A 12,149-nucleotide genomic window follows, 5' to 3' on the forward strand; every position below is an offset into this window, starting at 1 on the left:
CCACCGACTATCACGACGGAGCACATCACACCATGATCGAGAACCAGGACCACCGCGCCGAGGCCGCCTACCCGCGGCCGCAGCTGCGCCGGGACGACTGGACCGACCTGAACGGCGTCTGGGACTTCGACCTCGACGACGCCGACCGTGGCCTGGCCGACGGCTGGCTCGCCGATGATCACGAGTTCGGCCGCCGGATCACGGTGCCGTTCCCGCCGGAGTCCCCGGCGTCCGGCATCGGCGATCCGGCCTACCATCCGGTGGTCTGGTACCGCCGCACGCTGGAGCTCGACCCGCCCGCCGACGGCGAGTTGATCAAGCTCCACTTCGGTGCCGTCGACTACGCCGCCGCGGTCTACCTGGACGGCGAACTGGTCGGTGATCATGTCGGCGGCATGACGCCGTTCTCGGTCGACGTGACCCGGCAGCTGCGCCGGCCAGGTCCGCACCGGCTCACCCTGCGAGTGCACGACGACCCGCTCGACGTGGCTCAGCCGCGCGGCAAGCAGGACTGGCGGACCGAGACGCACGGGATCTTCTACCACCGCACGACCGGCATCTGGCAGCAGGTGTGGGCGGAACGGGTCGGTGTCGATCATGTGGCGGACGTGGCCTGGACCAACGACCTGGACGCCGAGACGGTCACCGCCGAGCTCGACCTGGCCAGCGCCGCTGATCAGCGGGAGGCCGAAGTCACGGTGCGGGTGCGACTGTCGTACGACGGCGAGCTGCTGGCCGACCAGACCGCGACGGCCACCCGGGGCGAGCGGTCGCTGGTCCGGCTGCATCTGCCCCGGCTGGCGATGCCGATGGAACGGGAGCGGCTGCTCTGGTCGCCGGAGCGGCCGCGGCTGATCGACGCCGAGATCACGCTGACCGTCGACGGCACCGAGACCGACCGGCTGAGCAGCTACCTGGGCTTGCGCGAGGTCGCGGTCCGGGACGGCCAGTTCCTGCTCAACGGCAAGCCGTACTACTCCCGCTTGGTGCTGGAGCAGGGCTACTGGCCGGAGTCGCACCTGACCGCGCCGAACCCCGAGGCGCTGGCCGAGGAGGTGCGGTTGATCAAGGAACTCGGCTTCAACGGCGCCCGGATCCACCAGAAGGTCGAGGATCCCAGGTTCCTCTACTGGTGCGACCGGCTCGGCCTGTTGGTCTGGGGCGAGATGGCCAACGCCTTCGTCTACAACGAGAAGGCCGCGACCCGGCTGACCCGGGAATGGCTCGACGTCGTACGCCGGGATCGGTCGCACCCCAGCATCGTCTGCTGGGTGCCGCTGAACGAGAGCTGGGGCGTGCCCGGGATCTCGGTGCGCGCCGACCAGCAGCACTTCGCGACCGCGCTCTACCACCTGACCAAGGCGCTCGACCCGACCCGGCCGGTGATCTCCAACGACGGCTGGGAACACACCGAGTCCGACATCTGGTCGATCCACGACTACTCGCCGGTGCCGGAGGACCTGACCGCGAAGTACGGCAGCCCCGAGGCGTTGCAGGCCAGCCTGACCGAGAAGGCGCCGAACCGGCGCCGGGTGCTGCTCGGCGAGCGGGAGTACCGCGGCCAGCCGATCATGATCACCGAGTTCGGCGGCCTGTCCTACGCACCGTCGCAGGGGGAGCGCTGGTTCGGCTACGCCACCGTGACGTCGGCCGACGAGTTCCTGGAGCACTTCGCCAGCCTGGTCACGGCGATCACCGACCTGCCCGACGTGGCCGGCTTCTGCTACACCCAGCTCACCGACACCGTGCAGGAGACCAACGGCCTGCTCGCCGAGGACCGCTCGGCCAAGTTGCCGATCGAGGAGCTGCGCAAGATCATCACCCGCCCGGCCCGTTCGATCCCGGCGGAGGTCGTCGACGGCTTCCGCCGGCGGGCCGCCGCCGCGTCGGCCGGCGGGACCAATGGAAAGGCCCCAGCTCAAGAGAAAGGCACGGGGAAGAGCCATGTCGCTCATGAATAGAAGGACCCTGCTCGGGCTGTCCGCGGCCGGTGCCGCCGGCGTCGTGGCCGGCTGCAGCACGCCGCAGGCCGAGACGCCCGGACAGCGCACGATCACCTGGTGGGACCACAACGTCAACCTGCAGAAGGCGAACGGCGCCGCGTACGAGGCGTTCACCGCCAAGTCCGGGATCGCGGTCAAGTACACGTACCACCAGACGGCCAAGATCGGCCAGGCCCTGCAGCTGGCCAAGCAGAGCAACCAGCAGCCGGACGTGCACAGCACCGCCGGGCTGGAGGCGTCGATCCCGTCCCTGATCGCGGACGGCTGGTTCGCGCCGATCGACTGGCCGGACGACGTGAAGGAGAAGTTCGCCTCGCTCGGCGGGCTGGTCGAGGGCCTGCACTCGTTCGACGGGAAGCTCTACACGTTCCCGATCTTCGCCGACCGGCAGTACGTGGCCGCCACCTGGTTCAACCGGGACATGATCGGCAAGGCCGGGCTGGACCCGGCGAACCCGCCGAAGACGTTCGACGAGTTCCGGGCCGCCTGCCGCACGGTGCAGGACACCCAGAAGGGGGCCAGCGGGATGATCCTGAGCCTGGCCCACACCGGCCGGATGGCGGAGCATCTCAACTCGCTGGCCCACGGCGCCGGCTTCGAGGGGATCAACGGGGTGAAGTTCGCCACCGGCGAGTTCGCCTACGACGACGACGCGTACGTGGCGGTGTTCGAGTTCCTGGCCTCGCTGCAGACCGACAAGTTGATCTTCCCCGGCTCGTCCAGCCTGGACGACCAGACCGCACGGGTCCGCTGGGCCGCCGGCGCGGCCGGCTTCTACCTGGACGGGCCGTGGTGCTCAGGCACCGTGCAGACCGAGGCGAAGCAGTTCCTGCCGTCGGTCGACGTCGGCCCGATGCTGCAGCCGGAGGCCGGCCGGCCGGTCGTCGCCTACCGCGGCCAGGCGGGCGGCAACTACTTCATCTCCGGCTCGTCCAAGCTGCCGGCCGAAGCCTCCGAGCTGCTGACCGGGCTGGCCACGAAGGACTACTGGACCGCGATCGCGAACGCGATGGCCCAACCGCCGTACGACCTGTCGGTGGTCGAGGGCTCGACCGCGATCGAGCCGTGGAAGCGGCTGATCGGCTGGTACGCCGACTCGGTGTTCATCGCGCCGCAGGCCGTGCTGCGCAACCCCGACGTGCAGCGGGTCAACCGCTTCAGCAAGGTGGTCAAGCCGGGCCTCGGCGAGCTGCTGCAGGGCGTCTTCTCGGGCCAGGTCACCGACATCCGGGGCGCGCTGAAGAAGCTCACCGACGACTCCGCGGCCGATCGGGAGCAGGCGATCAAGAAGGCGGTCGCCGACGGCGCGAAGGTGTCCGCCGACGACTGGGCATTCTCGGACTGGAAGCCGGCGACCGACTACAAGAGCGCCTGATCATCGTTGCCTGAGGCTGTCGAAGGGCAGGCCGCATGATCACCATGCCCTTCGACAGGCTCAGGGCACGAACCATCTCGAACCGCACGGATGAAGGATGCAGTGACTCAACCAGAACGTCCCAATGTCATGATCATCATGACCGACCAGCAGCGGGCCGGGTTCACCGCCGGCACCGGGTTCGGCCTGGACACGATGCCGTTCTGCGACGAGCTGGCGGCGTCCGGGACGACCTTCACCGGGGCGTACACGCCGATGCCGGCATGCGTCCCGGCCCGGACCAGCCTGCTGTCGGGGCGCTTCCCGTCGGCGCACCGGATCAGGCAGAACTCCAACAACCGCAAGGAGTTCCGGGGCGAGGACCTGCTCGACGTGTTCCGTGCCGCCGGCTACCGGACCGCGTTCGCCGGGAAGCCGCACGTCTATCGGGGGCCGGAGGACTACGACCACTGGGCCGGGCCCTACATGCACACCGGGGCGCCGGACGAGACCGCCGAGCAGCGCGCGTTCACCGAGTGGCTGGTCTCGATCGATCATGGTCCGGCGTTGGAGCCGACGCCGTTCCCGGTGGAGGTGCAGTATCCGGTTCGGATCGTCGACGACGCATTGGCCCAGCTGGCCGACGACGGCGGTGATCATGACCGGCCGTGGTTGAGCTGGGTGTCGTTCCCGGAGCCGCACAACCCGTATCAGGTGCCGGAGCCGTACTTCTCGCTGTTCCCCCCGGACCAGGTGCCGGACCGAGCGGCCGGGCCGGAGGCGGCGTTGGCGAAGGGCGGGCCGTACCGCTGGCTGCGTGAGCTGGTGGAGGAGAAGCGGCCGGGCTACGACGACCTGTGGCGCCGCTACCGGGCGTCGTACTGCGGCATGCTGCGCTTGATCGATGATCAGATGCGGCGGCTCGTCACGACGATCGAGGAGCGTGCGCCGGGCCGGACGCTCTATCTGTACTTGGCCGATCACGGTGACTTCGTGGGGGAGTACGGGTTGCAGCGCAAGGGCGCCGGGCTGCCGGAGGCCCTGATGCGGATTCCGTTCTTCGTCGCGGGTCCCGGCGTTCGGTCCGGCGTCGACGATGATCATCTGGTCAGCCTGGTGGACGTGCTGCCAACGCTGGCCGAGGCGATCGGCGCCGAGATCCCGGCCGGCGTGCAGGGGCGCAGCTTCTGGCCGTTGCTGGCCGGCGGCGACGACCCGGGCGACGTGTTCGGCAGCATCTACGCCGAAGGCGGCTACGGCGGCCTGTTCTATCCGCCGGACGCCCGGCCGGAGCTGCACTACCCGTACCAGGGAACGATCTACGACGAGCTGAACACCGTCACTCAGAGCGGCACCTCGGCGATGCTCCGGCGGGGGGACTGGAAGGTGATCTTCCATTCCGACGGGCGCGGCGAGCTGTACCGCCTGGATGTCGACCCGGCCGAGCTGACCGATCTCTGGGACGATCCGGACTGCGCGGCGCGGCGGGCGGAGTTGATCACCGAGCTGCTGCGCTGGCGGCTCGAGATCGCCGACGACCTGCCGACCGGTGCCTACCGACCACTGCGCGCCGACCACAACTGGTACCGCCACCCCACGCGCCCCGAGCCTGTCGAAGGGCAGGCCCCGGTATCCCTTCGACAAGCTCAGGGAACGTCATGACCCGACCCCACCTGTTGTTGATCACCACCGACCAGCTGCGCCGGGACTCCCTCGGCTGCTACGGGGGCGAGGTGATCGAGACGCCGAATCTGGACCGGCTGGCGGCGACGTCGACCGTCTACGACAACGCCTGGACGGCCAGCCCGTGGTGCCTGCCCAGCCGGAGTTCGATCATGACCGGCTGCTACCCGCACACCCACCGGGCGTACAGCAACTTCCGCGACTGCCGGCTCACCCCGGACCGGCCGAATCTCTACAACACCCTGGGCGGGCTCGGCTATCACGTCACCCACGTCGGCAAGTGCCACTACGCCCCGGTGCCGTACGGAGAGACGATGCCGGACCGGACGCTGCCGTACACGGAGTTCCGGGACTACTACCTGAGCCTCGGCATCGACGATCTCGATCTTCAGGACGACAAGCAGGTGTCGGTCTGGTTCCGCGACGACTACGCCGAGGAACTTGATCAAGCCGGGCACCTGGAGGCCTACCGGGCCAAGGTCTGGGACAAGGACGCGGCGAAGGTGTTCACCTTCCCGGCGCCCGCCGAGTGGCACCCGGACGCCTGGGTCGGCCGCAAGGCCGTCGAGCGGCTGTCGGCGGCCGACCCGGATCAGCCCCAGTTCACCTGGGTCTCGATCTCCGGCCCGCACTTCCCGTTCGACCCGCCCGCGGAATACCTGGACCGGGTCGATCCGGAGCGGATCGAGGACCCGGTGATCACCGGTGACCTGGACGATCCGGACCGGATGCACTACTGGAGTCGGCACGGCGCGCCGGGCCGGTGGATCGAGAGCGGCCGCAACGACCGCTACGACGCCGACTACTGGCGCCGGCTCCGGACCAACTACTACGCCAATGTCGCCCTGATCGACGACGTGATCGGGGACGTGATCACCGCCGCCGAGCAGCGGTTCGGCGACGACCTGGTGGTGATCTTCACCCCGGATCACGGCGAGATGCTGGGCCACCACGGCATCTGGGGCAAGGGCCACTGCTTCTACAACGACGTGCTCAACGTCCCGTTCCTGGTCCGCCGGCCCGGGGTCGCACCCGGGCGCAGCGACGACCTCGTGTCGTTGATCGACATCTTCCCGACCCTGGTCGGGCTGGCCGGCGGCGAACCGGACGGCGTCGACGGGTTCAGCCTGGCCGGCGACCAGCGGCACCGGATCCTGCTGTCCGAGGGCGAGGGGTTCGTGACCGCGACCGACGGGCGGCACAAGCTGGCCCGGGCCGAGGCGCACGGGCGTCGGTTCGCCGAGTTCTTCGACCTGACCGAGGATCCGGACGAGTTGATCAACCGGTCCGGTGATCCCGGCCACGCGGCGGCCGAGCGGGACCTGAGTGCCGCGATCGGTGCCGCCCTGCTCTCGGCCGCACTGCCGTAGGCGACCGCACACTGAGCTCATCGAAGGGCCGGGCCGGATCTGCCCTTGCCCTTCGACAGGCTCAGGGAGCGTCGTGAGCACTGCCTGTCTAGCGTCGTGAGGAGCATCTGATCATGAGTGATCGACTCAACGTGCTGGTCGTGATGAGCGACGAGCAGAGCTGGGACACCCTTGGCTGCAACGGAAACCCGGCCGCCCGGACTCCGCACGCCGATGCGCTCGCCGAGGGCGGGACCTCCTTCGACGGGCTGTTCACGCCGTTCCCGCTGTGTTGCCCGTCGCGGACCAGCCTGATCACCTCGCAGCAGCCGCGGCACCACCACGTGCTAGGCAACTGGCGCGGGATCCGGCCGGACCTCGCCGACCAGGGGATCGGTGCCGACTTCGCCGCGGCCGGCTACCACACGCTCTACTGCGGCAAGTGGCACGTGCCCGGCACCACACCACAGCGGATGGGCTTCGCCGAGTCGGTCGCGATCCCGGCGGTCATCGACGGCAAGGACCGCGGCCGCTACATCGAGCCGTACCGTGATCATGCCGCCGCGGCCGGCTACCAGCTGGTGCCGGGCAACATCGAGAACCTGACCGAGGCCGACCGGGCCGGCCTGGCCGATCCGGCGACGCCGCACCGCACGACGGCCGCGATCGAGCTTGATCATTTCCTGGAACCCTGGCAGACCGGGCAGTTCCTGGCCGCGCTGGACCGGGCGCCGGACGACCGGCCCTGGTTCGCGGTCTGCTCGTTCAACGCGCCGCACTTCCCGTTCGTGGTGCCGCGGCCGTACGACACCCTGATCGACCGGACCAGGATCACGCTGCCGCCGACCTGGGCACTCGGCCCCGAGGCCTTGCCCGACGAGGTCGCGCAGTCCCACTTCGCGAGCAAGTTCGCCGATCTCGACGAGGCCGGCTGGATCGACGTGATCGGCCACTACCACGGCCTGTGCAGCCTGGTCGATGATCAACTCGGCCGGATCCTGGCCGAGCTGGCTGCGCGGGGCGAGCTGGACCGGACGATCATCTGCTACACGTCCGACCACGGCGACATGATGGGTGCGTACCGGATGGTGGAGAAGGGTCACCTGCTGCACTACGACGAGACCATGCGGGTGCCGCTGTTGATCAAGCACCCGGACGGTGGCGCCGCCCGGACCGCCGCCCCGATGAGCATGACCGACCTGGCCCCGACGCTGGCCGAGCTGGCCGGGGTGCCGTTCGAACGGGTCACCGACGGGCTCTCGTACGCGAGCCTGGTGGGCAACCCCGGCGCCGCGGACGTCCGTGATCACGTCGTCGGCGAATCGGTGCTGTGGGACCTCGACTCGGAGAACGCGGCGGGGGAGCACCGGGACCCGGCCGGCTTCGACCCGGCGAAGGACGCGATCAACCTCTCGCTGCGCACCCGCACCCACCGCTACAACTGGCGCTCCCGGGACCGTGACGAACTGGCCGACCTGACCGCCGTCGACCCGAACCCCAAGGAGCCGACCCCCGATCAGGCCGACCTGGTCGCCACGTTCCGCCGCACCCTGGCCGGCGAGGTCGAGGACGTCTTCCCCTGGGCCGCCGAGCAACTGGTCCGGGCCTAGCCTCCTGTCTCGGTGAATTTCCGCCGGCTCGTCGCGGCAGAAACGCCCCCGAGGTGCTTTCAGTCGAAGTAGGTCCTGGTGGTCAGCAGTTCGGTCAGGTCGCGCGGCGTGTCGAGGTCGTTGATCAACTGCGAGAACCGCCAGTACGCCCGGAACGGCTCGAACCGTGGCAGCGGCAGGATCTCCTCGTAGCCGCGGCGGAAGTCGTCCGGGCGGGTCAGGCAGGTTTCGGCCATCGCCAGCTCGAGCTCATGCGGCCCGATGACGTAGGAGTCGAGATCGACGACGCCCGCGATCCGTCCGCCGCGGTAGGCGAACTGGTTGGCCGAGAGGTCCGGCATGACCGGCGACGGTGCCCCGACCAGGTGCTCCGGTGCGGTGGGGGCGATCCGCCGCTCGAAGAAGTCGATCACGTCGGGCCGGTGGGTCCAGTAGCTGTCGAGAACGGTGGCCATGCTCCGGTTCGCCCGTGCCACCAGCCGGCCGGCATCGAACGCCTGCTGCTCCAGACTCCCGAAGCGCTTCCCGCGGTGCCCGCCCGCATGGAGCGTCGCCAGGTAGCGGCCCAGCTGCGCGTGGACCTCGGGGGAGTCGGGAAAGTCGCCCGGTTCCCACATCGTGCCGTCGATCCAGGTGAAGAGGTACGCCGTCGTGCCGTCGAACGGCGCACGGGCCACCGGCCGCGGGGCGGCGACGATCCCGGCCCGGCGGATCTGTTCCGCGAGCGGGCCGACGTGGCCGAGCTGGGTGCCGTACCGGAGGCCGAAGATGTCCCGCAGCTGCTGCCAGTACGGCGACAGCCGGTCCGGCCGGAGCAACGGCACCCGCAGTGAATACCGAACGCCGGACTCCGTCGTGAGCCGGAAGACGTGATTGGAGTTCAGCGCGATCCGGACGAACTCGCCGACCGGTTCGCCGAGCATCCGTTCCGCCATCGCCCTCGCCTCGGTCTCCATGCCCCGGACGCTACGTGCCGACGAGCCGGCCGAGCCATCGGTTTTGGCTGCGGCGGCCGCCGTAACGTGCTCTTCACAAACGGGCAACGGGAACGTAAAAGCCGACTGACACCCTCGACCGGGGTCGCCAGAACAGCACTGGCCGGCCGAGACCGAGGGGGAGACCGTTGAGCTACAAGGCCGAGTACATCTGGATCGACGGCACCGAGCCGAGCGCCCGACTTCGCTCCAAGACGAAGATCCTGGCCGACGGCGCCGAACCGCCGGAGTGGGGCTTCGACGGCTCCAGCACCAACCAGGCGCCCGGTGACAACTCGGACTGCGTGCTCAAGCCGGTCTTCTCGTGCCCCGATCCGGTCCGTGGCGGCAACCATCGGCTGGTGCTCTGCGAGGTCTGTCTGGTCGACGGCACAGCCCACCCGACCAACCACCGGGCCAGGCTGCTGCCGGTCGCGGAGCGGTACGCCGAGCAGGAGGCCTGGTTCGGCATCGAACAGGAGTACACGTTCTTCCAGGACGGCCGGCCGCTCGGCTTCCCGGCTGTCGGGTTCCCGGCGCCGCAGGGTCCGTACTACTGCGGCGTCGGCGCCGACGAGGTGTTCGGCCGGGAGATCGTCGAGAAGCACCTGGACGCCTGCCTCGAGGCCGGGCTGAACATCTCCGGGATCAACGCCGAAGTGATGCCGGGGCAGTGGGAGTTCCAGATCGGCCCGGCCGGGCCGGTCGAGGTGGCTGATCACCTGTGGATCGCCCGCTGGCTGCTCTACCGCATCGCCGAGGAGTACGACGTCGCCGCGACCCTGGACGCCAAGCCGGCCAAGGGCGACTGGAACGGGGCCGGCGCGCACACCAACTTCTCCACCCGGGCGATGCGCGAGGGCTACGACGCGATCATCACCGCCTGCGAGGCGCTCGGCGCACCGGGCAAGGTGGCCGAGCACATCGCCGGCTACGGCCATGGCATCGAGGAGCGCCTGACCGGTGATCATGAAACCGCGCCGCACGACGTCTACAGCTACGGCGTCTCGAACCGCGGTGCCTCGGTCCGGATCCCCTGGCAGGTCGAGGTGGACAAGAAGGGCTACATCGAGGACCGCCGGCCCAACGCCAACATCGATCCCTACAACGTCACCCGCCTGCTGGTGAACACCTGCTGCGCAGCGCTGGAGGAGGCCGGTCAGGCCTGATCATGGTCACGCCGGTTCGATCCGATCATGAGGAACCGGCGGCCAGGTGCAGGATCAGGTCGGCGCCGTCGATCGTCTCCTGATCAAGGGGGAAGTAGCCCTGCTCCGGCCTGGCGTCGGTACGGCTTCCGGCGGCAGGCAGCTCGTCCGGGCGGAGCAGGCCCCAGTCGTCGATCCGGGTCTGCAGGAACCGCTCGAAGGTGTCCGGCTCCGGCTGGTCGAGCTCGATCTTCGGGCTGGCGCCGAGGCTGCCGGCGATGAAGCCGTACCGGTCGCCGAGGAGTGGGGCGATGATCGAGCCGGCGCCCCACCACTCCATCCGCATCGGGCCCATCTGCATGGTGCTCTGCTGGCGTTGCAGGTGCAGGTTGTTGGCGAAGACGAGGGTCGGGCCTCGACGGGCCTCCAGGGTACGGAGCTCGATCAGGTTCCGGACCATCATGGCGTCGCGGGTGGCGCACATCCGGTTCCAGCGCGGCTCGTCGGCCGGCTCTCCCTCGGTCCAGGCTCCGGCCGCCTGTCCGTGGTAGTGCAACAGCTGCCGGGCCGCGATCAGCCTGACCTCGGTGTCCCGCCACGCGGAGACCGAGGTTTTCTTGATCAACTCCGGTGCGCGGACGTGCAGGGTCGTGATCAAGTCCTCGGTCAGGTTGCGCAGCTGGTCGGCCTCGGCCGACCCGCCGGGCGAGGCCGCGCGGTTCATCAGCGCTTCGGCCGAGTCCCAGCGTTCCTCGGGGCCGATCAGCCGATCGATCCTCGGACCAAGATCAAGTTCACGATCGAGATAGGCCAGCGCGTGCGCCAGCTGGCGTCGCGGGCTCGGCACGCTCAGGGTTTCGAACGGTACGTCGAAGCCGTACCAGGCCAGCCGGTCGGCGGGAGCCTGCTCCTGGTTGTGATCGCGCATCCAGGCGACCAGTTCGCGATTCGCCGGATGCTCGCCGAAGCCATGGCTGAAGCCTTCGGCCATCACCCGATCAAGATCACCCACCCCGGTGCGGACGAAGTCGTCGACCAGGGTTCCGGCCACCCGGTCGGACTCGAGAGCGATCGAGCGGAAGCCTCGGCCGACCAGTTGCTGGAAGAGACGATTGCGGAGGAAGCCGAAGCGGGGCTCGGCGTGAGTCGGTTCACCCAGGGCGAGCAGCTCCCAGGCCGGGCTGACGAGGTGGTCAAGAGACTGAGTCATGAGGTTCAATCGTAACTTTGAAGGAACGGTTGAAACCTCTACCGGATCTGGAGCCGCAGCCATGGAGAAAAGCCTCAAACGAGGCTTACGCCCGGTCGACCTCGCGCGGCGACACGGCCTGTCCACCCAGGCGGTTCGCAACTACGAACGGGACGGCTGCCTGCCCCCGGCGGAGCGCACCCCGGCCGGCTACCGCAGCTACACCGAGCTGCACGACGCCGCCCTCGGCGCCTATCTGGCGTTGATCCGCGGGCACGGCCATGCGACCGCCGGGACGATCATGCGGGCGGCCAACGCCGGCAACCTCGACGAGGCCCTTCGGGAGATCGACGACAGCCACGCCCGGCTGCAGCGGGACCGGGCGACGCTGGACGCGGTCCGGGACGCGATCGACCTGCTGGCCGGGGCACGGCCGGAAGCCACGGTCGGTACGGCCTCGTCCAGCATCGGAGCGGTGGCCCATCGACTCGGCGTCACCGCAGCCACGGTGCGGGCCTGGGAACGAGCCGGCATCCTCGACCCGCCCAGGAACCCGGCCACCGGCCATCGTGACTTCGGTCCGGACGACCTGCGCGACGCCGAACTGGCCCGGCTGCTCCGCCGCGGCGGCGAACGGCTGGACCGGATCGCGACGGTGATCGCCCAGGTGCGCGGCGCCGGCGGCACCGACGCACTGGCCGCCTCGCTGGCCGAGTGGCAGGACCGGCTGGTCCGGCGTGGACTCGCGATGATCGCCGCCGACGGTCGGCTGGCGAACTACCTCGACACGCTCCGCCGCGCCGCCGAAAGCGCTCGCCGTCCGCGCCACTAAGGTTGCC

Annotated in this window: 9 protein-coding genes; 7 read left to right on the forward strand and 2 right to left on the reverse strand. The window is 69.5% G+C overall.

Translation table 11 applies throughout. The features are described 5' to 3' along the window. Nucleotides 1-32 precede the first annotated feature (32 nt). The 5 genes from AC6CCG_RS25140 to AC6CCG_RS25160 all read left to right on the forward strand — a co-directional run bounded on the left by AC6CCG_RS25140 (nt 33) and on the right by AC6CCG_RS25160 (nt 7,999). Complete coding sequence (locus AC6CCG_RS25140; RefSeq protein WP_496657500.1) at nt 33-1,961, forward strand: glycoside hydrolase family 2 protein; 1,929 nt, start codon at nt 33-35, stop codon at nt 1,959-1,961. Then, complete coding sequence (locus AC6CCG_RS25145) at nt 1,945-3,378, forward strand: ABC transporter substrate-binding protein (RefSeq protein WP_496657501.1); 1,434 nt, start codon at nt 1,945-1,947, stop codon at nt 3,376-3,378. Before AC6CCG_RS25140 ends, AC6CCG_RS25145 begins: the two co-directional genes overlap by 17 nt. 129 nt (nt 3,379-3,507) lie before the next feature. Next, nucleotides 3,508-5,019 carry a sulfatase-like hydrolase/transferase gene (locus AC6CCG_RS25150; protein WP_496657502.1) on the forward strand — a complete coding sequence of 504 codons (1,512 nt, stop codon included), beginning with the start codon at nt 3,508-3,510 and terminating at the stop codon, nt 5,017-5,019. Then, complete coding sequence (locus AC6CCG_RS25155) at nt 5,016-6,410, forward strand: sulfatase family protein (protein ID WP_496657503.1); 1,395 nt, start codon at nt 5,016-5,018, stop codon at nt 6,408-6,410. The genes AC6CCG_RS25150 and AC6CCG_RS25155 overlap by 4 nt, the downstream gene beginning before the upstream one ends. A 113-nt stretch (nt 6,411-6,523) precedes the next feature. Further along, nucleotides 6,524-7,999, forward strand: a complete 1,476-nt coding sequence (locus AC6CCG_RS25160) for a sulfatase-like hydrolase/transferase (protein ID WP_496657504.1) — start codon at nt 6,524-6,526, stop codon at nt 7,997-7,999. A gap of 59 nt (nt 8,000-8,058) precedes the next feature. On the opposite strand, the gene AC6CCG_RS25165 is transcribed toward AC6CCG_RS25160, so the two are convergent. Next, a complete protein-coding gene (locus AC6CCG_RS25165; RefSeq protein ID WP_496657505.1) occupies nt 8,059-8,955 on the reverse strand; it encodes a phosphotransferase in 897 nt (298 codons plus the stop codon). A gap of 167 nt (nt 8,956-9,122) precedes the next feature. Between AC6CCG_RS25165 and glnII the strand changes: the two genes are divergently transcribed. Next, entirely contained in the window at nt 9,123-10,142 is a 1,020-nt protein-coding gene (glnII, locus tag AC6CCG_RS25170) for a glutamine synthetase GlnII (protein WP_496657506.1), read from the forward strand. 25 nt (nt 10,143-10,167) lie between these two features. Here glnII and AC6CCG_RS25175 read toward each other — a convergent pair whose 3' ends face one another. After that, nucleotides 10,168-11,331, reverse strand: coding sequence for an erythromycin esterase family protein (locus tag AC6CCG_RS25175; protein ID WP_496657507.1), 1,164 nt, complete (start codon nt 11,329-11,331; stop codon nt 10,168-10,170). Nucleotides 11,332-11,392: 61 nt separating this feature from the next. Between AC6CCG_RS25175 and AC6CCG_RS25180 the strand changes: the two genes are divergently transcribed. Continuing rightward, nucleotides 11,393-12,142 carry a MerR family DNA-binding transcriptional regulator gene (locus tag AC6CCG_RS25180; RefSeq protein ID WP_496657508.1) on the forward strand — a complete coding sequence of 250 codons (750 nt, stop codon included), beginning with the start codon at nt 11,393-11,395 and terminating at the stop codon, nt 12,140-12,142. The last annotated feature ends 7 nt before the right edge of the window (nt 12,143-12,149 follow it).

The organism is Microlunatus sp. YIM B11417 (assembly GCF_059617205.1).

What these genes read in the sequence shown, in the direction of transcription:
- AC6CCG_RS25145 (WP_496657501.1), top strand. Translation starts at nt 1,945, where the DNA reads ATGTCGCTCATGAATAGAAGGACCCTGCTCGGGCTGTCCGCGGCCGGT.
- AC6CCG_RS25175 (WP_496657507.1), bottom strand. Translation starts at nt 11,331, where the DNA reads ATGACTCAGTCTCTTGACCACCTCGTCAGCCCGGCCTGGGAGCTGCTC.
- AC6CCG_RS25150 (WP_496657502.1), top strand. Translation starts at nt 3,508, where the DNA reads ATGATCATCATGACCGACCAGCAGCGGGCCGGGTTCACCGCCGGCACC.
- AC6CCG_RS25140 (WP_496657500.1), top strand. Translation starts at nt 33, where the DNA reads ATGATCGAGAACCAGGACCACCGCGCCGAGGCCGCCTACCCGCGGCCG.
- AC6CCG_RS25160 (WP_496657504.1), top strand. Translation starts at nt 6,524, where the DNA reads ATGAGTGATCGACTCAACGTGCTGGTCGTGATGAGCGACGAGCAGAGC.
- AC6CCG_RS25165 (WP_496657505.1), bottom strand. Translation starts at nt 8,955, where the DNA reads ATGGAGACCGAGGCGAGGGCGATGGCGGAACGGATGCTCGGCGAACCG.
- AC6CCG_RS25180 (WP_496657508.1), top strand. Translation starts at nt 11,393, where the DNA reads ATGGAGAAAAGCCTCAAACGAGGCTTACGCCCGGTCGACCTCGCGCGG.
- AC6CCG_RS25155 (WP_496657503.1), top strand. Translation starts at nt 5,016, where the DNA reads ATGACCCGACCCCACCTGTTGTTGATCACCACCGACCAGCTGCGCCGG.